26 protein-coding genes and 1 tRNA gene are annotated in these 22,859 nt (G+C 68.4%); 16 read left to right on the top strand and 11 right to left on the bottom strand.

Translation table 11 applies throughout. The features are described from left to right. From ABID41_RS15540 to ABID41_RS15515, 6 genes are all read left to right on the top strand, one after another. On the top strand, positions 1-657 hold the full coding sequence (locus ABID41_RS15540) for a hemerythrin domain-containing protein (RefSeq protein ID WP_354297993.1): 657 nt from the start codon (positions 1-3) through the stop codon (positions 655-657). Next, on the top strand, positions 654-1,274 hold the full coding sequence (mobA, locus tag ABID41_RS15535; protein WP_354297992.1) for a molybdenum cofactor guanylyltransferase: 621 nt from the start codon (positions 654-656) through the stop codon (positions 1,272-1,274). The genes ABID41_RS15540 and mobA overlap by 4 nt, the downstream gene beginning before the upstream one ends. Continuing rightward, positions 1,271-2,674 carry an FAD-binding oxidoreductase gene (locus tag ABID41_RS15530; protein WP_354297991.1) on the top strand — a complete coding sequence of 468 codons (1,404 nt, stop codon included), beginning with the start codon at positions 1,271-1,273 and terminating at the stop codon, positions 2,672-2,674. The genes mobA and ABID41_RS15530 overlap by 4 nt, the downstream gene beginning before the upstream one ends. Next, a complete protein-coding gene (locus ABID41_RS15525; protein ID WP_354297990.1) occupies positions 2,667-3,080 on the top strand; it encodes a hypothetical protein in 414 nt (137 codons plus the stop codon). The genes ABID41_RS15530 and ABID41_RS15525 overlap by 8 nt, the downstream gene beginning before the upstream one ends. A 103-nt stretch (positions 3,081-3,183) precedes the next feature. After that, positions 3,184-3,552 carry a hypothetical protein gene (locus tag ABID41_RS15520; RefSeq protein ID WP_354297989.1) on the top strand — a complete coding sequence of 123 codons (369 nt, stop codon included), beginning with the start codon at positions 3,184-3,186 and terminating at the stop codon, positions 3,550-3,552. Positions 3,553-3,679: 127 nt separating this feature from the next. Continuing rightward, positions 3,680-4,864, top strand: coding sequence for an alginate export family protein (locus tag ABID41_RS15515; protein ID WP_354297988.1), 1,185 nt, complete (start codon positions 3,680-3,682; stop codon positions 4,862-4,864). A gap of 106 nt (positions 4,865-4,970) precedes the next feature. Here the strand turns inward: ABID41_RS15515 and ABID41_RS15510 are convergent, their stop codons facing one another. Further along, positions 4,971-7,220, bottom strand: a complete 2,250-nt coding sequence (locus ABID41_RS15510; protein ID WP_354297987.1) for an adenosylcobalamin-dependent ribonucleoside-diphosphate reductase — start codon at positions 7,218-7,220, stop codon at positions 4,971-4,973. A 119-nt stretch (positions 7,221-7,339) separates the two neighbouring features. Here ABID41_RS15510 and ABID41_RS15505 point away from each other — a divergent pair, with 119 nt between their 5' ends. Together ABID41_RS15505 and ABID41_RS15500 are read left to right on the top strand one after the other, a co-directional pair. Continuing rightward, on the top strand, positions 7,340-7,870 hold the full coding sequence (locus ABID41_RS15505) for a hemerythrin domain-containing protein (RefSeq protein ID WP_331930649.1): 531 nt from the start codon (positions 7,340-7,342) through the stop codon (positions 7,868-7,870). A 109-nt stretch (positions 7,871-7,979) separates the two neighbouring features. Next, positions 7,980-9,158: an NnrS family protein gene (locus tag ABID41_RS15500; RefSeq protein ID WP_354297986.1), complete on the top strand. Its 1,179-nt coding sequence runs from the start codon at positions 7,980-7,982 to the stop codon at positions 9,156-9,158. Between the two features lie 6 nt (positions 9,159-9,164). On the opposite strand, the gene ABID41_RS15495 is transcribed toward ABID41_RS15500, so the two are convergent. The 9 genes from ABID41_RS15495 to ABID41_RS15455 all read right to left on the bottom strand — a co-directional run bounded on the left by ABID41_RS15495 (position 9,165) and on the right by ABID41_RS15455 (position 16,616). Then, positions 9,165-9,854, bottom strand: coding sequence for a DUF4336 domain-containing protein (locus tag ABID41_RS15495; protein WP_354297985.1), 690 nt, complete (start codon positions 9,852-9,854; stop codon positions 9,165-9,167). 71 nt (positions 9,855-9,925) lie between these two features. Next, positions 9,926-11,047, bottom strand: coding sequence for an NAD(P)/FAD-dependent oxidoreductase (locus ABID41_RS15490; RefSeq protein ID WP_354297984.1), 1,122 nt, complete (start codon positions 11,045-11,047; stop codon positions 9,926-9,928). Continuing rightward, positions 11,044-11,946, bottom strand: a complete 903-nt coding sequence (gene ubiV / locus ABID41_RS15485) for a ubiquinone anaerobic biosynthesis protein UbiV (RefSeq protein ID WP_354297983.1) — start codon at positions 11,944-11,946, stop codon at positions 11,044-11,046. Before ubiV ends, ABID41_RS15490 begins: the two co-directional genes overlap by 4 nt. After that, positions 11,943-12,935: a ubiquinone anaerobic biosynthesis protein UbiU gene (gene ubiU / locus ABID41_RS15480; protein ID WP_331927750.1), complete on the bottom strand. Its 993-nt coding sequence runs from the start codon at positions 12,933-12,935 to the stop codon at positions 11,943-11,945. Before ubiU ends, ubiV begins: the two co-directional genes overlap by 4 nt. After that, a complete protein-coding gene (gene ubiT, locus ABID41_RS15475; protein ID WP_354297982.1) occupies positions 12,935-13,459 on the bottom strand; it encodes a ubiquinone anaerobic biosynthesis accessory factor UbiT in 525 nt (174 codons plus the stop codon). The genes ubiU and ubiT overlap by 1 nt, the downstream gene beginning before the upstream one ends. Before the next feature lie 78 nt (positions 13,460-13,537). Beyond that, on the bottom strand, positions 13,538-14,053 hold the full coding sequence (locus tag ABID41_RS15470; RefSeq protein WP_354297981.1) for a 6-pyruvoyl trahydropterin synthase family protein: 516 nt from the start codon (positions 14,051-14,053) through the stop codon (positions 13,538-13,540). Further along, positions 14,050-14,841 (bottom strand): transcriptional activator FtrB, encoded by a 792-nt coding sequence (ftrB, locus tag ABID41_RS15465; RefSeq protein WP_331927756.1) that lies wholly within the window; start codon positions 14,839-14,841, stop codon positions 14,050-14,052. The genes ABID41_RS15470 and ftrB overlap by 4 nt, the downstream gene beginning before the upstream one ends. A 150-nt stretch (positions 14,842-14,991) precedes the next feature. Next, the gene (locus ABID41_RS15460) at positions 14,992-16,338 is read right to left on the bottom strand and encodes a sensor histidine kinase (RefSeq protein WP_354297980.1); all 1,347 of its coding nucleotides are present in this window, start codon (positions 16,336-16,338) and stop codon (positions 14,992-14,994) included. Between the two features lie 14 nt (positions 16,339-16,352). Beyond that, positions 16,353-16,616 carry a DUF2249 domain-containing protein gene (locus ABID41_RS15455; RefSeq protein ID WP_354297979.1) on the bottom strand — a complete coding sequence of 88 codons (264 nt, stop codon included), beginning with the start codon at positions 16,614-16,616 and terminating at the stop codon, positions 16,353-16,355. Between the two features lie 203 nt (positions 16,617-16,819). On the opposite strand from ABID41_RS15455, the gene ABID41_RS15450 reads away from it, so the two are divergent. Then, a complete protein-coding gene (locus tag ABID41_RS15450) occupies positions 16,820-17,197 on the top strand; it encodes a hypothetical protein (RefSeq protein WP_331927762.1) in 378 nt (125 codons plus the stop codon). A 98-nt stretch (positions 17,198-17,295) separates the two neighbouring features. Here ABID41_RS15450 and ABID41_RS15445 read toward each other — a convergent pair. Next, positions 17,296-17,370: transfer RNA gene (locus ABID41_RS15445), tRNA-Thr, on the bottom strand. 320 nt (positions 17,371-17,690) lie between these two features. Here ABID41_RS15445 and murA point away from each other — a divergent pair. The 7 genes from murA (at position 17,691) to infA (ending at position 22,859) form a co-directional block, all read left to right on the top strand. Next, the gene (gene murA / locus ABID41_RS15440; protein ID WP_354297978.1) at positions 17,691-18,980 is read left to right on the top strand and encodes a UDP-N-acetylglucosamine 1-carboxyvinyltransferase; all 1,290 of its coding nucleotides are present in this window, start codon (positions 17,691-17,693) and stop codon (positions 18,978-18,980) included. Positions 18,981-18,982: 2 nt separating this feature from the next. Beyond that, entirely contained in the window at positions 18,983-19,408 is a 426-nt protein-coding gene (locus ABID41_RS15435) for a DUF2948 family protein (protein ID WP_354297977.1), read from the top strand. Between the two features lie 40 nt (positions 19,409-19,448). Further along, positions 19,449-20,732, top strand: a complete 1,284-nt coding sequence (hisD, locus tag ABID41_RS15430) for a histidinol dehydrogenase (RefSeq protein ID WP_354297976.1) — start codon at positions 19,449-19,451, stop codon at positions 20,730-20,732. A gap of 103 nt (positions 20,733-20,835) precedes the next feature. Further along, the gene (locus ABID41_RS15425; protein ID WP_354297975.1) at positions 20,836-21,480 is read left to right on the top strand and encodes an SH3 domain-containing protein; all 645 of its coding nucleotides are present in this window, start codon (positions 20,836-20,838) and stop codon (positions 21,478-21,480) included. Positions 21,481-21,589: 109 nt separating this feature from the next. Beyond that, complete coding sequence (locus ABID41_RS15420) at positions 21,590-22,069, top strand: UPF0262 family protein (RefSeq protein ID WP_331928586.1); 480 nt, start codon at positions 21,590-21,592, stop codon at positions 22,067-22,069. A gap of 3 nt (positions 22,070-22,072) precedes the next feature. Continuing rightward, entirely contained in the window at positions 22,073-22,534 is a 462-nt protein-coding gene (locus tag ABID41_RS15415) for an arsenate-mycothiol transferase ArsC (protein WP_331928584.1), read from the top strand. Positions 22,535-22,640: 106 nt separating this feature from the next. After that, a complete protein-coding gene (gene infA, locus ABID41_RS15410) occupies positions 22,641-22,859 on the top strand; it encodes a translation initiation factor IF-1 (RefSeq protein WP_111458197.1) in 219 nt (72 codons plus the stop codon).

Here is a 22,859-nt window from a genome sequence, read left to right as displayed (position 1 = left end):
ATGACCATCGATGAGACCGTCCAGATCGAAGACATGCCGCTGGAGCTCCTGAACACGCCCCTCGACTGGTTCTTCTTCGAGCACCTCCGGCATCGGCAGCTCTGCCGGTTGATCGACATGGTCGCCGCGTCCGACACCCCCGATCCGAAGAACGCCATTCGGATCGTCCGCTTCCTGCGCTTCGAGCGACCGCTGCACATCCTCGACGAGGAGGAGGACCTGTTCCCGCTGGTGCAGCAGCGGAGCCTCCCGGAGGATGGACTGGAACACGTGCTCGAGGTGCTGCTCGCCGACCACAAGGCCGCCGCCGAACAGGTGCGTGCGGTGCGCGCGGTCCTCGAGGGGGCGCTCGCCGATGAGGTCCCTGTGACGGCGCTGGGCGGTCAGGCTCGCCAGATCCTTCTCGGTTTCGCCAGTTGTGAACGCGCGCACCTGGCGCTGGAAAACGCAGTGGTGCTGCCGATAGCCCGCCTGCGACTGACGGCGAACGACCTGAGCTACCTGACGCAGCAACTCGCCGCCCGCCGAGGCCTGACCAACGAGGTGCAGGACCTTCCCTCGGGCGGCGCTGTGCGAAGCCGGGGGCTGCGGCGTCCTCACGGGCCCGCACCGCGCCGGCGTCGGAATCACCCGCCGCTCAGGCTCGCCGGCCCATGAGCGGAAGCTTCGTCACCGTGGTGCTGGCTGGCGGGGAGGGGCGGCGGATGGGCGGGGCCAAGCCCTTGCGCCTGCTGGCGGGCCGAACGCTGCTGGATCGCGCCGTGGAGATCGCGCAGGCCCAGGGGGGCGAGGCGGTCGCCGTCTCCGTCCGTTCGCCGGATCAGGTCGGCGAGCGCGGCGACCTGCGGCTGATCCTGGATGCTCCCGACTGCCCTGGGCCGCTGGCGGGCCTGCAGGCGGCCCTGGCCTTTGGGTTGTCGCGCGACGTCGCGGGCGTCCTGACGCTTCCTTGCGACGCGCCCGGCCTGACCGATGATTTCGGGCGTGTCCTCCGCGAAGGGCTCGGCGCGAACGACGAGGTCGCGATCGCCGTCAGCAATGGCCGCCTGCACCCGACCTGCGCCTTCTGGCGGGTGTCGGCGCTGCCGCACCTGGAGGCCTACAGGCTGGGAGGCGGAAGCTCGCTCAAGGGGCTCGCCGGCAAGGCCGGCATGGCGCTCGTCGACTGGGGCGCGACGAGCCCGGATCCTTTTTCCAACCTGAATACGCTGGACGACCTCGCCGCTGCGGAGCGGCAGGGCGGGGGGCCCGCATATCGAGAGGCCCCGCCATGAGCGCTTCCCCGCCGATCGAGGTCGCCTTCCCCGAACATGCAAGGCTGCTGGAGGCCCTGACCGAGGCGCTGGGGCCGGGCGCGGTGGTGGATGGGCGCGAGCGGGTCAATTCCCCGGATGACGCGCCGATCGCCGTCCTGCGGCCCTCCGACACCGCCGAGGTCGCGTTGATCCTGCGGACGGCCGATGAAGCGGGCGCCAAGGTCGTGCCCTGGGGAGGCCGGACGGGCCTGGTGCGGGGAACCATGGCGCGTGGAGCGCTGGCGCTCAGCATGGAGCGCATGAACCGCATCGAGGAGATCGACGTGCTGGGCCAGACCATGACGGTCCAGGCCGGCTGTGTGCTGGAGACCGCCACCGAGGCGGCGGAGGCTGCGGGGCTGATCCTGCCTCTGGATCTTGGCTCCAGAGGGTCGGCGACGATCGGCGGAGCGATCTCCACCAATGCCGGCGGCAATCGCGTCATCCGCTACGGCATGACCCGCAACATGGTGCTCGGCCTCGAAGCCGTGCTCGCCGACGGCACGGTGGTCACTTCGCTGAACCGGCTGATCAAGAACAATACCGGCTATGACCTGAAGCAGCTCTTCATCGGATCGGAGGGCACGCTCGGCGTGGTCACCCGGGCGGTCCTGCACCTGAGGCCGGGCGCTGGAGGCGGCGTGACGACGGCGCTTGTCGCGGTCCCGACCCTTATGGACGTGACGACCCTGCTTCGGCGCGTCGAGGGAACGCTCAGCGGCCACCTGTCGGCCTTCGAGGTGATGTGGGACGACTACTTCCAGCTCGTCACCACCGAACCGGCCCGTGGCCGGTCGCCATGGGACCAGTCCCACGCCTACCATGTGCTGATCGAAGCGATGAGCAGCGACGGGGCGCAGGACGCCGAGCGGCTCGAGAACCTGCTGGGCGATGCGATGGAATCTCGCGAAATCGCCGACGCGGTCATCGCCAAGTCGCAGGTCGAACGGGACGCCTTCTGGGCGATGCGCGACGACGTGCGCCAGGTGGCCCGCTTCGGTCCGATAATGTCCTTCGATGTCAGCCTGCCGATCTCGGAGATGGAAGGGTTCGTCGCCGAGGTGCGCAAGGCGCTCGCCGCCTGCTGGTCGCAGACCAAGCCCATCATCTTCGGGCACCTGGGCGACGGCAATCTGCACGTCATCGTGGCGCCTGTTCCCGCCGAGCCGAGGGCGAGGGCGCGGATCGAGGACATCGTCTACAGCGCGGTGCGCGAGCGGGACGGTTCGATCTCGGCCGAGCATGGGATCGGGCTGGAGAAGAAGGCGTACCTTTCCTGGTCGCGCTCGCCCGAGGAGGTCGCGCTGATGCGACGCCTGAAGGTCGCGCTCGACCCGCGCAACACCCTCAATCCGGGCAAGGTGATCCCCGATGCTTGAGCAGCCTGCGACCCTTCGTAGGGCGAGGAGCGCCCGGCCTGCGCCGGCGAGGCTCAAGCGGATCGTCCTGCAGGCGGCCCCGGCCCGGCGTTCGCCAGATGACGGAGAGCCGGACCGCTACACGCTCACCGCGCCGCTGGATTCCGAGGGCCATATCGATCCGCAGGCATGGGCCGATCAGGCTGCCGACTGCCGGGTGGTTCGCGAAACCGCCGACGGCCGCCGCCAGGAGGGGCTCCTCTGGCACGGCGAACGGGCCGGCTGGTTCTTCCTTTATCCAGGCGACCAGGGCCTGGAGGCCGCCTACGAATTCCATCTGTCGGTGTTCATCCCCGGGCAGAAGGTCTCGCTGCGGCGGCTGGGGCGGGAATACGTCCTTACGATCCTGGGGATCGGCCCGGCCTGATCTCGCCGCGCAAGACCCTGCAATCATCAAGTCACGGTTTGATGCGAGCCAATGGCGATCAGTGGAGGTGGTCCTAGCCTCATGGCGAACAAGGAACACTCTCATGACCCAGACGAGAACTCCTCTTCGCCGGCCTCGCAGCGCGGTCGCGCCCCTGGCCATCGCGGCCGCTCTCCTCTCCATGGGCGGCCTCGCCCAAGCGCAGGAAGTGGACTCGGTCAGCGTCAGCAGCGCGCGTCCGACCACCCTGAAGGTGCGGATCGCCGGCCTCGACTATGGCGAGGTCCGGCAGGCGGTGCGCACCACCGCCCGCACGGTTTGCCGGAACGCCGTCACAAACCACGAGCTCGAATTCTTCGATATCGGTTCGTGCGCCCACAAGGCTGGCGCTCGGGCCCTGCGCGCCTACGACTCGGCCCAGCCGGACCGTCGACTGGCGCTGAACATCTCGACCGAAGGCCTGGCCCGCTAGACGGACCGCCGAAGCCGCGGAATGGGACGGCAGGCCGCGCACGCGCGACCTGTCGCGAGCCTGACTTGGTCAGGACCAGGGGGCGGAACCGTGGCCCGCCCTCACCATCATCACAGGTAAGTTCCAGATGCCGAAAGTTAGCCCGGTGCTCTGCCTTCTGGCAGCGCTTGCACCGGCTCCTGCGCTCGCCGCCGAATCCGGGCAGGGCGCACGTCTCCTCCTCGACAGCCGGACCCGGCTCGAAAGCCTCGAACAGGATGGACCTGACGCCCTCGCGCTGACGACGCGCCTGAGGCTGGGCGTGCAGACGCCGACCTACGCAGGCCTGACCGGGCTCATCGAAGCCGAGGGCGTCGGGGTGCTGATCGACAACTATGCCGACGGCGTGCGGCCACGGCCCCGTTACGCGACCATACCGGACGCCGAGATCCTGGAGCTCAATCGCGCCCAGGTGACCTGGGCGCCCGGGCCGGCGGGCGAGGCGACGATCGGCCGCCAGCGCCTAGCGTTCGACAATCAGAGGTTCATCGGGGCCGTCGGCTGGCGGCAGAACGAGCAGACGTTCGACGCCGTGAAATTGCTCGCCAGGCCCGTTGCGGGCGTGACGGTGAACTATGGCTACGCCTGGCGCGTCAACCGCAGCTTCGGCCGTGACCATCCGCAGGGCGTCTGGCGTGGCGACATCCATATGCTGAACGCCGAGAAGGCGTGGAGGACCGGGAAGCTGACCGGCTACGCCTATCTGCTGGACATCGACGAGGCGCCCGCGCAGTCGTCGGCGACGGTCGGCGTCCGATTGGTCGGATCACGCCCGATGGCCAGCGGCTATTCGGCGACCTGGGAACTGGAGTATGCGCGCCAGTCGGACTGGGGAAACGCCCCGGCCGACTACTCGCTGGACTATATCCTGGCCTCGGTCGGCATGAAGACGCAGACCTCCAACCTCGATCTGGTGCTCGAACGCTTCGAGGGTAACGGCCGGCAGGCCTTCCAGACCCCGCTCGGCACCACGCACGGCTTCCAGGGCTGGTCCGACGTGATCGGCGCGACTCCGGCCGAAGGATTGAGCGACCTCTATCTTCGCGGCAGCAAGCGCTTCGACCTTGGACGGCCGGTGAAGCTGACTGGTGAGGTCCACGAATTCCGGGACGACAGCGGCGACGACGAGTTCGGCCGCGAGCTGGACCTTTCGCTCGGCGCGCCGATCGCCAAAGGGACGAACGTCGAAGTCGGGCTCGGCTATTTCGACAGCGCCACGCCGGTTTATCCCGACGCGACGCGGACCTGGCTTTCGCTGGAATACCGCTACTAGAGCGTGACAGCATCACGCTCTAGTCTTTTGAAGATAGACCCTTTTTATCCGGTTCAGGTGACTCCGCCTGAACCGGAAGGGGCCTAGGTCTCACGCCGGCGCGCGGCTACCCACATTTGGAGTAGCCGCAGTCGGTGCAGGTGTCGCAGCCCTCGCGGCGGACCAGCTCGACCGAACCACAGTGAGGACAGGTCCTGCTCGGCACGGTCTTGAACCGGACCGGGGCGGGCGGAGCATCGGCGTGCGCATGCTCCACGGCGTGCTCACCTTCGGCCTTGTCGCGCGCGAGGTGGCGCTCGATCACCCCGCCGATGGCCGCCAGCAGCGAGGGAACGTACCGCCCGCCGAGCCAGGCCCCGCCGCGAGGATCGAACACCGCCTTCAGTTCTTCAGGAACGAAGGAGACGTCGCCGCCCCTTCGGAAGACCGCCGAGATCATCCGCGTGAGCCCCAGCGTCCAGGCGTAGTGCTCCATGTTCTTGGAGTTGATGAAGATCTCCATCGGCCGCCGCACGCCGTCGAACTCGGCGTCGTTGATCGTCACGTAGACGGCATGGGCGCTTTCGGGCCACTTCAGCTTGTAGGTGGCGCCCTCGAGCAGCTCGGGACGGGGCGTGAGGAGGGGGGGCGCTTCGGCGGCTTCGGCCGCCGGCGGGGCTTCGGGGGCGAGTGACAGCACCGAGCCGGTGATCGCGTTCGGCCGGTAGGTCGTCAGGCCCTTGCAGCCCATCTTCCAGCCTTCGAGATAGATGTCGGCGAAGTCGTCGAAGGTGATTTCCTCGGGACAGTTGACGGTCTTGGAGATCGAACTGTCGATCATCTCCTGGGCGGCGGCCTGCATGCGCAGGTGGTGGGCCGGCGTAAGGGTCTGGGCCGTCACGAAGATGTCCTGCGGCGGCGGAGCTTCACCGTGCAGCCGCTTCCAGGCCGAAAGGGCGTAGTCCTCCACTGCCTCCTCGCGGGAGCCGCCGTCGGGCTGGCGGACCTTGCGGGTGTAGGCGAAGGCGAAGACCGGCTCGACGCCCGACGAGACGTTGCCGGCCAGCAGCGAGGTGGTGCCGGTCGGCGCGATCGAGGTCAGGCAACCGTTGCGCAGGCCGTTGCGGGAGATCAGCTCGCGGGTCTCTTCGTCCAGGGACGCCAGGTTCGGCCGATCGAGGATCTGGGGATCATAGCAGGGGAAGGCGCCCTTCTCGCCCGCCAGTTCGGCGGAGGCGCGATAGGCCTCCTGCTTTATGAGGCCGAGCCAGCGGCGGGTGAGGTCGACGCCGTCCTGTTGACCGTATCGCGCGCCGCAGAAGATCAGGGCGTCGGCCAGGCCGGTGACGCCGAGCCCGATGCGGCGCTTGGCCTTGGCTTCCTGCTCCTGGGCGTCCAGCGGATAGCGGGAGATGTCGATGACGTTGTCGAGGAAGCGGACGGCCGTTCGGGTCAGCTCCGCCAGCCGCGCCTCATCGAGCCGGGCGTCCGGTTCGAAGGGCGAGGGGACCAGACGGGCCAGGTTGATCGAGCCGAGCAGGCAAGCCCCGTAGGGCGGCAGCATCTGTTCGCCGCAGGGGTTGGAGGCGATAATCGTCTCGCAATAGGCGAGGTTGTTGGCGGCGTTGACCCGGTCGATGAAGATCACCCCGGGCTCGGCGCTGTCGTAGGTCGCCTGCATCAGCCGCCGCCAAAGATCGGCGGCGCGGACCATGCGATAGGTGACGCCCTCGAACACCAGCGGCCACTCGTCGTCGCGCGCCAAGGCTTCGAGGAAGGCGTCGCTCACGAGCACCGAAAGGTTGAAGTTGCGCAGCCGGGCGCCGTCCCGCTTGGCGTCGATGAAGGCCTCGATGTCGGGGTGGTCGATGCGCAGGCAGCCCATCATCGCCCCGCGCCTTTGCCCGGCGGAGAGGATGGTGCGGCACATGGCGTCCCAGACGTCCATGAAGCTGAGCGGGCCGGACGCATCGGCGCCCACGCCCCGGACCAGGGCGCCGGAGGGGCGGATGGTCGAAAAGTCCATACCGACGCCGCCGCCCTGCTGCAGGGTGCGCGCGGCTTCCTGGAGCTGGCCGAAGATCGCCGAGAGATCGTCCGGGATCTGGCCCATGACGAAGCAGTTGAAGAGCGTGACCGAACGGGCGGTCCCGGCGCCGGCGATGATCCGCCCGGCGGGCAGGAACTGGAAGTCCTGCAGGATGTCGAGGAAGCGCTCGCGCCAATGCTTGCGGAGCTTGGCAGGCTCTGCTTCGGCGACGGCCGTGGCCACGCGCGACCAGGTCTCCTCGATCGCCTGGTCGCCGCTCTGGTCGGCCTGCGAGAACCGATACTTGCTGGCCCAGATCTCCGCGGCCAGAGGATTGTCGAACGCCATGCTTGTTCTCCCTGCGGGGAAAGCAAGGCTCACCGATTCCCATCCGAGCGAGGTTGTCGGCCGACAAGGAAGCGGCTGACGAATGCGGTTTAGGTGAGTCTCAAAGAGGAGATTTCGCCATGACCAGCCCCAACCCGTTTCAGGACGCGGTGGCCTTGGATGAGGGGCGCGGCGCGATCGCACCGGAGGCCGACGCGGCCCTGATCGCCCGCATCGTCGAGGACTTTCACGTGCCGCACCTGAAGGACCTGCTGGAGGCCATCGACCTGGCGCGCAAGGTCGAGGAGCGGCACGCCGACCACGCCAACGCGCCGCTTGGCCTGGCCGAGCTGCTGACCGGCTTCTTCGACCATCTCTCCATGCATCAGGCCAAGGAGGAGGCGGTGCTGTTCCCGATGATGCTGAGAGGCGTTCCCGATCTTACCGGGCCCCTCACGGTGATGCACAGCGAGCACGACGACGTGCGCGACGACTTGGCCAGGATCGGCGAAATCACCCATCAATTCACCGCTCCGGAGGAAGCCTGCCGATCGTGGCGATCGCTCTACGATCTCTGCAGCAAGTTCGACAGGGAGCTGCGCGAACACATCCGCCTGGAGGAGACGATCCTGTTTCCCCGCTTCTTGCCGGCGGGTGGACCGCACGCGTGAACCAGACGAGCGAGCATATGTACGATCTGACGGCATCGGTTTCGGCGCCTTGGGAACGTCCGTCCAGTCCGGGAACTCCCTTGCCCGAGAGCGGCCAGGGAGCGCGGGCATGACGACGACAGCTCAGGCCATGCGGGCCTATCGCGGGCCGGCCGTGCTTTCCGGAGGTTTTCGGCCGTTCTTCCTACTCGCTACGTCGTGGGGCGCGGTCGTGGTGCCGATCTGGGTCGCGTGCCTACATCTCAACGGCGGCCTTGTCGGCGGGGTGGACGGGCGGACCTGGCATATCCACGAGATGCTGTTCGGGTTCCTGGCGGGGATCATCGCCGGCTTCCTGCTCACCGCCATCCCGAACTGGACCGGCCGCCTGCCGGTGACAGGGGCGCGGCTGGGCTGGCTGGTGGCGTTGTGGATCGCCGGCCGGGTCGCGAGCTTCGCGCCGCCGTCGGTGCTGGCGTCGGTCGTCGATTCGAGCTTCCTGATCGTCTTCGCCGCCGTGGTGTGGCGGGAGGTCCTGGCCGGCCGCAATTTCAGGAACCTGCCCGTCTGCATGATGCTCAGCCTGCTGGCTCTGGCCAACATTCTCTATCACTTGGCCGGCCTCGCCCCCGGCGCGGAGGTGATCGCCCAGCGCCTGGCCATGGCGATGGGGGTCGGCCTGATCTCGCTGATCGGCGGGCGTATCATCCCGAGCTTCACCCAGAACTGGTTCTCGTCACAGGCGATCGGGCCGGGACCGATCTCGTACAATCGCTTCGACCGCGCGGTCCTGTTCGGAACCGGGATCTCGCTCGCCCTGTGGGTCGTCTGGCCCTATGCGGCGGTGGCCGGCGTCCTGCTGCTGGCCTGCGGCGTGGCGCACCTCGTGCGGCTGAGCCGCTGGCGGGGATGGAAGGCCTGGCGCGAGCCGCTCGTCTGGATCCTTCACGTCGGCTATCTGTGGCTAGCGGTGGGACTGGGCCTGCTGGGCGCGTCGGTGATGGCGCCGGCGGCCGTGACGTCGAGCGCGGGAGTCCACGCGGTGACCGCCGGAGCGGTGGGCGTCATGACGCTGGCGGTGATGACCCGCGCAAGCCTTGGACACACCGGCCGGGCGCGGGAAGCCGACCTTCCGACCCTGCTGATCTATCTGGCGGTGCTGGGCGCGGCCGTGGTGCGGGTCGCATCGCCCTTCGCTCAAGGTTTCTCGACGCCGCTCCTGGTCCTCTCCGCGGTGCTCTGGAGCCTCGCCTTCGGAGGCTTCGCGGTCGCCTACGGCCCGATGCTGACGCGGCCCCGGGGGCGGTGAAACCGATCAGACCGCGAGCCATTTGAAGGCCCGCCGCAGGAACGCCTGGCCGTCGCTGACGACGGGCATTCCGTGCGCCATCAGCACCTTTCCTGCCGACCACGACAGGATCCGGCTGATAGATGCGCGTGCGGCCCGGCGGTTTGTGAAAGCCACGCGGAACTTTCGGGGGACCGAAGGTTCCGGGCCGACCATGAGATCCAGCTTCGCCACGATCGCGCGCCAGCCCGAAAACCAACCGGCGGGAAACTGCTGGATCAGGTCGGTGAAGATCACCGCGCCGCTCCTGCGGTGAAAGAACACGACTTCGGTGGTTATCGCGGTCTCCACCACGACGAACTCGAGCTCGTCGGACCACTCTGAAGCTTGGCGTTCGTCCAGCACCTCGTCGAAGGTGATGTCCTTGCGGACTTCCGGCAGGCGGGGCGCGGCGTAAAGCCGAGCATCCGGATAGGCGTGCTTCCAGTCGGCGATGAACACGTGGTGCAGCGAATTCGGCGCGACCAGGTGGCGGACGGCGCCGAGCGCGTCGACCTGCGCCTTGAGGCCGTCGGTCAGGGCGATCGGCGACCAGACGAAAAGCTCATCGCCCGGCAGCCTGATGACGGCCATGCGGGTCGGATAGCGGAACCCCAGGCCGGCCACGACCTCGGAGCCCTCGGCGGTCCATATCTCGTGACCGAACTGCGCCAGCATGGACCCGACCCCGTCGCTAACCCACCGGGCGTGAGGATGGCGCAGCGTCGCATTGGATGTAAATGGCGCGACTAAGCCGCGTTGGCGAGGCGTTCCGGGCTCAGGGTCTCGGCCTGCAAGCCGGCGTCGATGAGCTCGGTCGGCGTCTGCTCGTCCAGCAGCATCGCGGCGGCGAGCCGGCTGGCCGCCGGCGAGGTCTGGATGCCGATCCCGCCGAGCGCAGCGTGCCAGAAGAAGCCTGGGACCTCGGGGGACCAGCCGACGAGCGGGGCGCGGTCCGGGGCGAAGGTCCGCAGGCCGGCCCACTTGTGCCGGATGGTCCGCACCGGATGATCGGCGACGGCGTCGAACCGCGTCATGGCGCAGGCGATATCCAGCGGGTCGGGCCGGGCGTCGCAAGGCGGACTGGGAGCTTCGTCGGCAGGCGTAATCAGAAGATGTTGCGATAAGGGGCGGAAATAAAAGCGTTCTTCGACGTCCTTTACGATCGGCCAGTCGCCAAAGTCAGGATGCTCTGGCGGGTCGACCAGCACCACGGTGCGCTGGCGCGGCTCCAGGCCGAAGGGGCGTAACCCCGCGGCGGCCGCCACCACGTCGGCCCATGCGCCGGCCGCGTTGACGATGACCGGCGCCCGCAGGGTCCAGGCCTCGCCCTGGAGCCACCAGAGCCCGTTACGCCGCTCGATGCGATAATCGCCGGTGCCGAGGCGGAGTTCGGCTCCGAGCTCCTTGGCCTGGCGTAGCCATCCGCCATGCAGGCGAGCGACGTCGATGTCGGCGGCGTCGGCTTCGAGCAAGCCGCCGGCCGCTATGCCAGGGCGCAGGATCGGCACGAGCTGGTGGGCCATCGCCGCCGTCACGCCCATGCCCTTAGCACGGCGGCAAAGTTTCTCCAGGGCCTGCATCTGCCCTTCGCGCGCCAGGTGCAGGACGGGGCGGGGTCGCAACAGGGAGCCGTCAAACCCCGCCGGCGGCGCCTCGAAGAAGGCCCGGCTGGCCCTGGTCAGAGGGGCCGTCGCGGGCGACCCGTAAGAGGGGATGTACATCGCCGCCGAGCGGCCGGTGGTGTGATAGCCGGCCAGGTCTTCGCGCTCGACGATGACGACGCGGCGGCGACCGGCGAGGCGCGCGGCAAGGCTCGCGCCCGCGATGCCGGCGCCGAGCACGATGATGTCGGCGCTGGAGTTGGTCACCCGGCGAGCGCCATGCCCGCGACGCCGGCCAGGTAGCCGCTGACCATCGGGCCGGGCAGGCTGCCGGCCGGCAGTTCGGCGCGCAGTTCCTCGGCGTCGATCACGCCGTCGGCGTATCGGCGGTAGGCGGCGATGACCTCGAGCATGTCGCCGGTATGGGGCGACAGACGCAGCGCTCCCACGCCAGCGGCTCTCAGTTTGGATAGCGGCGTGTCGATGATCTGGACGCCTTGGGACATGGTCATCACGCCGTTGAGGGCCAGGAAGCCGCGTCCTTCCAGGGTGGCGACCTCAAGGCCGTCGGGATCGCGGTCGCAGACGAACTGGCAGCCGTCGCGCTGCAGGCCGTGGAGGTGGGCGTGATGGCAGCGGCCCGATAGCGCGAGCGGCAGGCGGCCGAAGGCGAAGAGTTCGATCTCGATCTCGGGGCAGGCGGCGTGAATGGCGCCGATGGCGGCGAGCGAGAGCTCGACGTTGGGGCAGAGCCGGCTGCATCCCAGCCGCATGAGTTCGGCCGCGGCGGCTTCGTTGTAGATGTTGAGGAAGGGGCCGGCGACGAACTCCGCTCCGCGCGGCAGGCTGGAGAGGCCGGAAATGTCATTCAGCTCGACGAGGCCGCCGGTCATGATCAACTCGCGCGCGCTGTTGCTCTCGCGCTTGGTGATCGGGAGCGAGGGGGCCGACCACACCACCTGCTTGCCGCCGCGTTCGAGAATGTCGGCGGCCTCGACCAGCGCAGCCTCCGCCAGCGGCGCGCGCTTGCCGCAGACGACCTCGCCCAGATAGACGCGGTCGACGGGGGCCGCGTCGGCCATCCGCCGATAGAAGTCGAGCAATGCGGTCGGCGACCAGTTGAAGAGCAAGGGGCCGAGGGTGAGGGAGACGGGAGCGTCGTTCATCGCCAGACCTTCTTGTAGGCGCCGACAGTCTCGCGGCCGCCTTCAGCCAGATCGCTGAGCAGTTGTTCGAAGCGCTCGGTGTCCTGGCCCTTGTCCAGGGCGTCGATGGCGCCGCGGAAGGCGGCGGCGACGCGGGCGACATAGGCCTTGCCGCGCTGCCGGCCCTCGATCTTCACCGCCTTGACGCCGGCGGTCCGCAGCGACTTGAGAAGCCCGATGGCGTTGAGGCTGACCGGGGATTCGAAGAGATAGCCGGAGCCCTCCGCCGTCGAAAAACGGCCCTTGCAGAGGGTGGGATAGCCGGTGGTCTCCTCCGCGTCGAACTGGTCGACGGCCAGGCCGGAAAGGCGCGGCGTCATGCGTTCGCCGGATCGGTCGAAGCTGACCGCCTCCGGAGGAGAGCAGACGCCGGACAGGTTCGGCGAGCGCCCGGTGACATAGGAGGAGAGGGCGCAGCGGCCCTCGGCCATGACGCAGAGGCCGCCGAAGACGAAGGCTTCGATCTCCACCGCGGTCTCGCCCACGACGGCGGCGACCTCCGGGGCCGACAGCACGCGCGGCAGGACCACCCGCTTGACCCCGTAGGTCTCGGCGTAGAACGCGATCGCCTCTGGCGTGTTGGCGGCCGCCTGCACCGACAGATGCAGGCGCATGTCCGGATGCTGAGCCTTGGCGTAGGCGAGCACCGCCAGGTCGGCGGCGATCAGCGCGTCGGCGCTTGCGGCGACGGCGGTGTCGACCGCCCGACGCCAAGCCTCCGTAGCGCCGGCATGGGCGAAAGTGTTGACGGCGACCAGCACCTTGGCGCCCCGGCCGTGGGCGAACTTGACGCTCTCCTCCAGCTCGGCCGGCGAGAAGTTGAGGCCGGGGAAGTTGCGGGCGTTGGTTTCGTCGCGCAGGCCGCAATAGACGCTGTCGGCGCCCGCCTCGATAGCGGCGCGCAGCATCGCCGGCGACCCGCCAGGGCAGACCAGTTCGATGGAGCCCATCAGGCGGCCTCGCTACGCATGCGCCGGGCCACGCGCCTGGCGGTTCGGGAGGCGTGGTTGATCAGCGCGCCGCCGACCGGAGCGCCGACCAGATCGGCGACGGAAAGCTCGGCGGCCTCAAGCGCGTTGTGCAGGGCCAGGACCGCCCCGGTGTCGCCCTCGACCTGGATCGTGCGGCTGAAGAAGGCGGAATCGGCGTCGAGGGTGCCATCGAACAGATCCAGCAGATCCTCGATACGGCCCTCGATACGAGCGGTGAACTTGCCCGGGGAACGGGTGCGCACGACCCTGACGTCGCCATCGGCGCGCGCGGTCAGGGCGAAGGCGACGGGCCAGTTCGCCGGTACGATCAGAAAGGTCGACTGGTCGTGCTCGGCAAGGCGCTCGAACGGGTTGGGCCGGCGACGGGCAAGGCGCCGCAGGGCGCGTTTCAATACCTGTTCGACCGGCGCGCGCATGACCATCATCGGCTCGGCGAGCCAGTCGGCGGAAGGCGGGGACGCATGTCGCGTGGCGCGGATCATGTCGTCATAGCTAGGCTTCCGGCGGGGCGCCCCGAACGGCATGGGTCAAGTCACGCCTTGACGATCGGCAAGGCTGCGTCAGGCGTTCTCTTCGCTGAGGGCCTTGCGCAGGGCTTCGCTGGCCATCTGTCGATGCAGGCTTTGCGGATCGTGGCAGGTGGCGCTGTTGGCGCCGTGCTCCATGCAGGTGACCGACACGACCCAGCAGCGGCCCTTGGTCCGCGCCTCGATGATCTCCCGGGCCTTCGTCAGGGCCAAGGCGGCGAGCCCCTCGCAACTGGTCGTCGAAACGAAACGCAACTCGGCCAGACCGTGATCGGCCAGCGTCTTGAAGATCTCGCGGTCGGGGTCATCCTCCGCCACCAGCAGGGTGTGGTCGAACATCTCGTGCAGCCAGTCGCGGATGGCGCCGAATCCCCCGCGGCCGAAGTCCACCACCCAGCCGCGCCGGTCGAGCTGCTCGGCGGCGAACTCGAAGCGGAAGCCGAGGGAATAGCCATGCAGCAAGGCGCACTGACTCTCGGCCGCCCACTGCCGATAGGCGCAGCTCAGGCCGCGCTCGGCGCCGTAGGTCTTGGTCGAGGTGAAGATCATACCGTGCCGGAAAGCGGCGCGGCCCGGTGCGCGCCAAGTTGCAGATTGCGCTCCCGATCGGCCTTGCTGATCAGGATGGCGTCAGTGGGCAGGTGCTTGTCGATGAGCGGGTCGGGCTTGGCCAGGCGCTCGAGCACCGCCGGCCGGGTGATGGTCACCTGCGGGCCGTCAACGATGACGCCGTAATCCTGAAGGCTGGAGAAGGCGCGCGAAAGGTTCTCCGGGCTCATGCCGAGCAGGGAGGCGACGAAGCGCTTTTCGTAGGGGAGGGTCAGGGTGGGGCCGCCGCCCTGACGGCTCTGTTGCGCCAGAAGGTAGTTCGCCAGCCGCTCGAGACCGCCGCGAAGCTTCTGGTTCTTGATGGCGCGTACGAGCCCCTGGTAGCAGCCCGACAGCTCCAGGGCGACGGCGCTGGAGAAGCGCACGTCCTCTTCGATGGCGGCGCGCAGGGCGGCGCCGGGGATCATCAGGATATCCGACCAGCCGATCGTCCTGGCGTTCATCGTGGCCGGCGCGTCCAGGATCACCGCCGCCAGGATGAAGGTGGAGACCGGTCCCAGCACGGCCAGGGTGGTCTCCTTGTCGTTCCAGGTCCCGGAAAGCTCGATGGAGCCATCCAGAAGGATGTAGAGGAAGTCCACCGGGTCGCCCTCGGTCAGGAGATCGGCGCCTGCCGGGAACTTCTGCAGGAAGGCGGTGGCGGTGAGCCGGCGGAAGGTTTCTTCGTCAACGGGAGCAAAGAGCGGCAGTCGTCGCACGCGCTCCAAGTCGCTGTTGCGGATCGACATCGCAGTCTGGCCCTCGTCTAAATCCGCCTCGTGGCGGCCGCTGCATGCACGCTAGCTTTTGAAATGCGGCGTGGAGGCGCGCCGAACCTTGCCCGTCGAGCCGCCAAGAAGCAGCTTGGCGCAATGCGTCGCTCGCCGCCTTGATCTGGATCAAGCAAGCGATGCAGGCCCGATAGGTCGGCGGATGCGCCAACCTCCGAGTTCATGGCCGGTTGGTCGGTCCTCGGCCCGCATGGCCTCCAGATCGGCACTTGGCCGCTCTTGATGGCTGCTAAGCGGATCGTGGCGCGGCAGCGGCAGGACCAGGGTGAAGACCGAGCCTGCGCCGGGAGCGCTGGCCGCCTCGATGGAGCCCCCCATCCGCGTGGCGAGGGCGCGGGCGATCATCAGTCCAAGGCCAGCGCCGCCGTGGCGACGCGTGGCGGACGGATCGCCCTGTTCGAACCGTTCGAAGATGCGCCGGGCGTCGGCTTCATCAAAGCCGACGCCGGTGTCGATCACCGCGAACGAGACCTGCTGCTCTCGGCGCGTAATCGAGATCGAGATCTCTCCGCGATCGGTGAACTTCACGGCGTTGGACAGGAGGGCGGCGAGAATCTGCTTCAGCCGCCTCTCGTCGCCGAAGACCGCGCCGTCGCATTCGCGGCCAAAGCGCAGGGTCGCGGCCAGGCGCTTGTCACGGGCCTGGGGGGCGAAGAGGTCGAAGATCGCCGTGACGCCGGAGCGGAGATCGAAAGGCGCCGGGGCCACGTCCAGCCGTTCAGCGTCCAGGCTCACCACGTCGAGCAGATCGCCGACCAGACGGTTGAGCCCTTCCCCGGAAGAGTGGATGACGCCGACCAGGTCGGCCTGGCCTTCCGGCAGGGGATGGCTCCGTAGCAACTCGGAAGCCACGAGGATGCCGTTGAGCGGTGTCCGGAACTCATGGCTCATGATCGCCAGGAATTCGTCCTTGGCGCGGCTGGCCACGTCTGCGGCGGCCCTTGCGGCGGCGAGTTCCTCGGCCTGGCGGCGGTGGGCGGTGATGTCGGACACCGCCGTGACCAGCACGCCGTCGGACAGTCGCTGGTTGGCCACCCGCATGATGCGCCCGTCGCTGAGCACCTGCTCCCGCTGGCTGGAATCGCCAGGCTGGAGGTTGAGCTGTTCGGCCACCCACTCTTTCTCGCGATCGCCCGCCGACGGGAACATGCCGCTGGCCGCGAGCCGGCCGAGGATGGCCTCGTAGGACATGCCCTGCGAGAGCGGCGCGCCGATGGCGTCGAAGGCCTGCGTGTAGCTGGCGTTGGCCGCGATCAACCGATGATCCGGATCGTAGATCGCCACGCCCTGCGGCAAGGTGTCGAGGACCCCGTAGAGCAGCCCTCGCGTGCGGTCGAGGCGATCGAGCGCAAGAATGAGGCCTGTGAGCGCGCCGCCGAGCGCGCCCAAGGCCTGGACCGCAAGCTGGGCCGGGGCCGGCTCCAAGTCGGCCGACGGGGCGAGAAGCTCCGACACGGGCGTGGCTCAGCTCATGCGAGTCGGGTGAAGTCGATGACGACGCCCGCCGGCTGGCGCTCCCGATAGGTGATGGAGACGGTGTCGCCGAAACGCTCGGCCATCTGGCGCAGCAGGGGCAGGGGGTCGTGATCGTTCACGAAGCGCATCGCCTCGCCCGGCGCCAGGGCGTCCAGTGCGCCGAATATGGCGGCATGGCGAAAACGCTTGGCGACGCCGCGGGCGTCGAACGGGTAAATGGCGATGTTACTGGGTGTCGCCTGGTCGTCTGTGGACATGTCAATCACTCCTTTGAGCGATTGTTGCTGCAGCCTCGCCGCGAACCGATTGATCTGCGGCAAGCCGTCGTTTGACGGAGGTTCGTGCGGAGCGGGGCTCCAGGCGGGCGATGCAATGTAGAGCCCGGCCATGGTGAAGCTCGCCTCTTTCGGTGCGCGAAGAATCGCTGCGCAATTCCCCGTGACGTTGAGTGGGGGCATTCATGGGAAAGCTCGAACTGGACTTCACGCACCTGTCGGCGGCCGAACTCGATGATCAGGCCCTGGCGGAGATCTCGGCGCTGCTGGCGACGTCGCCTGGCGGCAGGCGCCTGTCGGCCGGTGGATTGATTCGCCTGGCCGCAGCCGGAGCTCTGCTGGTCGCCAGGCGCCCCTGCGGCTCATATCCGGAGATTGTCGGCGTCGTCGCCGAGACGCCCGCGGGCGATCATCGCGAGGTGATCGTCGCCGTCGATGAGACCAATGCGCGGGGCCTGGGCAAGATCCTCGGGCGACGGCGGCGGACAAGGCCCTCGTTCGCCTCGCTCTTCCGGCGACGCGATCGCGCGCCGCTGGGATTCGCCGGAATGGCGCGGGGCTGAATCACGCCAAGGCGTTCGCCTGTTCGCGTTCACGCGTCTGGAAATTTGGACTGTGAGGATGTGGTCAACCCCCAGTCCTTTGCTGGACTGGGGGTTGGTGGTGCCGCCGGGCAGGATTGAACTGCCGACCTCAGCCTTACCAAGGATGCGCTCTACCACTGAGCTACGGCGGCGACGAGGCGCGGGCTATAGCCAAACCCGTGGCCGGAGTGAAGCGCTAATTTTCGCAAACCGCACTTGACCCGACGCTCGTCCCGCCGCACCCCCGATTTCCATGGAAAAACGCGACAAACCGCCGGCCGACGACAAGGAGGCCAAGCTTGCAGCCGCCCTTCGGGCGAATCTCAGGCGGCGAAAGGCGGGGGCGCGGCCCGCTCCGCAGAAGGACGATTCGGACAAGCGGTCGTGATGGGCGCTTGCTTCCTCATGCCGCGGCCACACGCTAGATAGCGGCCCGAAGGCCGGGCGAGCGCCCACCTCAAGAGGGACGAGATTGGATCGCATCGCCATCACCGGCGGCGCACGGCTGCATGGCGAGATCCCCATCAGCGGCGCCAAGAACTCCGCCATCAAGCTCATGGCGGCCAGCCTGCTTACCGACGAGCCCCTGCGGCTCACCAACATGCCCCGCCTGGCCGATACGCGGTTGCTGGCGCGGCTGCTGCAGCGGCTTGGCACCGAGGTGGTCGAGCGTGATGGGGAGGAGGGTGCCGAGACCGTCCTGCATACCCGCGAGATCATCAGCGCCCTGGCCCCCTATGACCTGGTCCGGCAGATGCGGGCCTCGTTCAACGTGCTCGGGCCGTTGATCGCCCGCACCGGCCACGCCAAGGTCTCGTTGCCGGGCGGCTGCACGATCGGGGCCCGGCCGGTCGACTTGCACCTGGAAGCGCTGCGCGCCCTGGGGGCCTCGATCGATCTGCATGAGGGTTATGTCTACGCCCAGGCGCCGCGCGGGCTCACCGGCGGGCGGATCGAATTTCCGTTCGCCTCGGTCGGAGCCACCGAGCACGCCATGCTCTCGGCGGTGCTAGCGAAGGGCGAGACGGTCATCTGTAACGCGGCCTGCGAGCCGGAACTGGGCGACCTGGCCGATTGCCTGAACAAGATGGGCGCGAGGGTCGAAGGCGCATGCTCGCCGACCATCTACATTCAGGGCGTCGACCGGCTGCATGGGGTCACGCACACGGTGATTCCCGATCGGATCGAGACGGGCAGCTTCGCGCTGGCTGCGGCCATGGCCGGGGGCGAGGTCCGCCTGACCCGCACCCGTAGCGACTTCATCGACGCGCTTCTGGACAAGATGGTCGAGGCCGGGGTCGAGGTGACCCGCCACGACGACGGCATGACGATCAAGCGTAACGGCGCGCGGTTGCAGGCGGTCGAGATCGAGACCGATCCCTATCCGGGCTTCGCCACCGACCTTCAGGCGCAGTTCATGGCCCTGATGACCCTGGCGCAGGGTGAGAGCGTCATCAAGGAGACCATCTTCGAGAACCGCTTCATGCATGCGCCGGAACTGGCTCGGCTGGGAGCGGACATTTCGGTCTCCGGCGGCGAGGCGAGGGTGCGGGGCGTCGCGAGCCTGGACGCGGCCCCGGTGATGGCCACCGACCTGCGCGCTTCGGTCAGCCTGGTGATCGCGGCGCTGGCGGCCAAGGGAGAAACAACCGTGAGCCGCGTTTATCATCTGGACCGAGGCTTCGAACGCCTGGAAGAAAAGCTCAGCGCCTGCGGGGCCGATGTCCGGCGCATCGTGGGCGACGGCGAGTCCGAGGACTAGAGATGACGCAACCCGCCCGTCTGCGCCTGTTGGCCGAGGACGCAGACGACCTGAACGTGATCGCCGCGGCGCTGCAGGACGCGGTCGGCAAGATCGGCGACATATCCTATGAGCCCACCGCGCGGCGCCTGACCTTGGCGCTCAACCGCTATCGCTGGGAGGCCAAGCGCGGCGAACGGGTGCGAGCGGCCCTGCAACTCGGATCGGTGCTGAAAGTGCAGGCCCGCAAGCTGCGGCGTGGGGCGAAGGATGCGGTCATCGAACTGCTGAGCGTCAGCTTCGAGCCCGGCGAGGCGCCGGGCGGCGTGGTCACTTTCACCTTCGCGGGTGGAGGCGACCTGCGCGCCGAGGTCGAATGCTTGGACGTGGTGCTGGCTGACGTCAGCGCGCCATGGTCGACGTCGCGCCGGCCGCAGCACGAAGCCTAGAAGCCTAGCCCTCGGAGGGCGCGACGGCTAAAGAGCCGGCATGCGCCGTTTCTCATTCTCCGATCCTGGTTTCGAAGCCGCCTTCGCCGCCTTTGTCGACGAGCGGCGCGATACGCCCGAGGAGGTGGACGCCGCCGTTCGCGACGTGCTCGCGGCCGTGCGCGCCGAGGGGTTGGACGCGCTGCTGCGGTTCGCTCGCCAGTTCGACCGCGTCGAGCTCAATGAGAGCAATCTGAGGGTTTCGGCCGAGGAGATCGAGGCGGGCGCGGCCCAGTGCCCGGCGCAGGTTCGCGAGGCGATCGCTTTCGCCGCGGCGCGGATCGCCGCCTATCATGCCCGCCAACGTCCCGCGGACGCCGCTTTCACCGACGAGGCCGGCGTCGAGCTCGGCTGGCGCTGGACGCCGCTGGAGGCGGTCGGGATCTATGTGCCCGGCGGCCGCGCGGCCTATCCGTCCACCGTGCTGATGAACGCGGTTCCGGCCAAGGTGGCCGGGGTCGAGCGGATCGCCATGGTCACGCCTCCCGGCAAGCTGCAGCCGGCGGTGCTGGCGGCGGCCAAGGAGGCCGGGGTCACCGAGATCTGGCGCGTCGGCGGCGCCCAGGCGGTGGCCGCGCTGGCCTATGGCGCTGGCCCCATCCGACCGGTGGATAAGATCGTCGGGCCGGGCAACGCCTATGTCACCGCGGCCAAGCGGAGGGTCTACGGGACAGTGGGGATCGACGCCCTGGCCGGACCTTCGGAGATCGTGGTCGTGGCCGACGGCGCGAACCGCCCGGACTGGATCGCCGCCGACCTGCTGTCCCAGGCCGAGCACGACCCGGCCGCTCAGTCGATCCTGATCACCGACGACGAAGCTTTCGCCGCCGCGGTCGAAGCCGCCGTGCAGGAGCAACTCGCCACCCTGAGCACCGGCCAGGACGCCGCCGCCTCCTGGCGCGACCATGGCGCGGTGGTGATCGCGCCGCTGGACGAGGCCCCGCGCCTGGTCGACCTGATCGCGCCCGAGCACGTGGAGTTCGCCCTGGATCAGCCCGAGCGCCTGGCCGACCGTGTCCGCCACGCTGGAGCGATCTTCCTGGGCCGGGTCACGCCGGAAGCCATCGGGGACTATGTCGCCGGCTCGAACCACGTGCTGCCCACCAGCCGCGCGGCGCGGTTCTCGTCGGGGCTGTCGCTGTATGACTTCATCAAGCGGACCTCGATCGTGAAGTGCGATCCGAAGTCGTTCGCCGTGCTGGGGCCGCATACGGTCGCCCTGGCCGATGCGGAGGGACTGCCGGCCCACTCGCGGTCGGCGGCGATCCGCCTGGGCCAAAGCTGAACAGTTCCTGTCAGCGGCGCGCCGAGGGCCGTTCAGGAAGACTTCCCTAGTGTCTCCGTCATCGGGGCCGAGCGGCCTTGCAATAGGGATGACGGAGACTGCAATGCGCGTTCTGAAGACCTCGAAGATGATGCGCGGCGCGACGGTGGCTGCGCTGGCCGGCGTCATGGTCGCGGGCGCGGCCGGGAGCGCCAGCGCCCAGTATCGGACGCCGACGGGCGGCGGCCTGGGCTCGGTCGTGAGCTGCGACGCTCAAGGCAACAAGCAGGCGGGCGGCGCGATCATCGGCGGCCTGCTGGGCGCGGTGGCCGGTTCCAACCTGGCCAAGAACGACCGTGGCACGGGCACGGCGATCGGCGCTCTGGCCGGCGCAGCCACCGGCTCCTGGGTCGGCTGCAAGATGCAGCGGGACGAGGCGAGCCGCGCCGGATACGCCTATGGCCAGCCGAGCTACCGGCCGGCGACCTATGTTCAGAACGGCTACCGCCTGAACGGCGACCTGTCCCCGGCCAACCTGGTGCGCGACGGCGGGACCTTCGTGGCGACTTCCAGCCTGAACCTGCGGGCCGCGCCCAGCACCGGTTCGGCGAGGGTCGGTTCGCTGCGCCCCGGCGAGCCTTTCCAGGCCCTGGCCCGGGTCCGCGGCACCGAATGGATCCTGGTCGGCCAGGGCGGGGTCGGCGTCGGCTATGTCCACGGCGCCTATGTCCAGCCGGCGGGCTATCAGCAGGCCGCCTATCGCTACTGATGCGTCGATTGCGCCCGGTGCGACACGCCGGGCGCTTTTCCTCACGAGGCAGGATGACGTCAGGGGGTGGTTTGCAATAAAGCTCGGGCAAGCCTCTACCGCAGCGCCCATGGCCGACGAAGACCGCAACAAGCATCGCCTGCAGTCCGTTGAGATCGACGAGGATTCCCTCGCCGCGGTTTCGCGCGACCAAGAGCAGGAACGGCAGATCGCGATCTTCGACCTGCTGGAGGAGAACTATTTCGTTCCCGAAGGGGCGCAGAGCGGGCCCTATGACCTGCGCATGGGGCTGATGGAGAACCGGCTGGTCCTCGACGTCCGAGGTCCGAACTACGAGAAGCGCCACATCCTGTCGCTGTCGCCCTTCCGGGGCCTGATCAAGGACTACTTCCTCATCTGCGAAAGCTATTACCAGGCGATCCGGAATTCCTCGCCCCAGCAGATCGAGGCCTTGGACATGGGCCGGCGCGGCCTGCACAACGAGGCTTCGGAACTCCTCCGGGTCCGGCTGCAGGGCAAGGTCGAGACCGATCTCGACACCGCCCGCAGGCTCTTCACCCTTATCTGCGCGCTGCACTGGCGAGGCTGATCCGTGCGTGCCGATACGTCCCGTCCGCGCCTGCCTGGCGCGGTGCTCTTCGCCTGCAATTTCAATCGCGTCCGCTCGCCCATGGCCGAGGCGCTTCTCAAGCGTGCGCTCGGCGATCGCGTCTATGTCGATAGCTGCGGGCTCAAGCGCGAGACCGGGGAGCACGCGGAGGGCGCCGATCCCTTCGTGCGGGCGGTCATGGCCGAGGTGGCGGTGGATCTCGAAACCCACGAGCCCAAGACCTTCGAGGACCTCGAGGACTCGTCCTTCGACCTGGTGATCTCGCTGACGCCCGAGGCGCAGCACCGCGCGGTCGAGCTGACGCGCGGGCGTGCCGCGGAGATCGAGTATTGGCCGACCTTCGATCCGACCCTGTCGGAAGGCTCGCGCGAGGCGCGCCTGGCGGCCTATCGCGAGGTGCGTGATCAGCTAGCTCAAAGAATCGCCGAACGTTTCCGCCGCTAGCTATTGAGGCGCTGAGCGCGTAAAGCGCTGTGCGTTATAATGATGGACCACGGCTCGCGCCGCTGCGCGAGCCGTTGACGATTCGAAACACCAACTGGGAGCCTGCATGGCAAAAGAAGAGCTATTGGAGTTTCCGGGCACGGTCAGCGAAGTCCTGCCCAACGCGACTTTCCGCGTGAAGCTCGAGAACGACCACGAAATCATCGCGCACACGGCCGGCAAGATGCGCAAGAACCGCATCCGCGTGTCGGCGGGCGACAAGGTCCTGGTCGAGATGACGCCGTACGACCTGACCAAGGGTCGCATCACCTTCCGCGTCCGATAA

Source organism: Phenylobacterium koreense, assembly GCF_040545335.1.
Lineage (GTDB): Bacteria > Pseudomonadota > Alphaproteobacteria > Caulobacterales > Caulobacteraceae > Phenylobacterium > Phenylobacterium koreense.
Note: the sequence above shows the minus strand (reverse complement) of the source record. Positions and strands in the feature narration are given on the sequence as shown.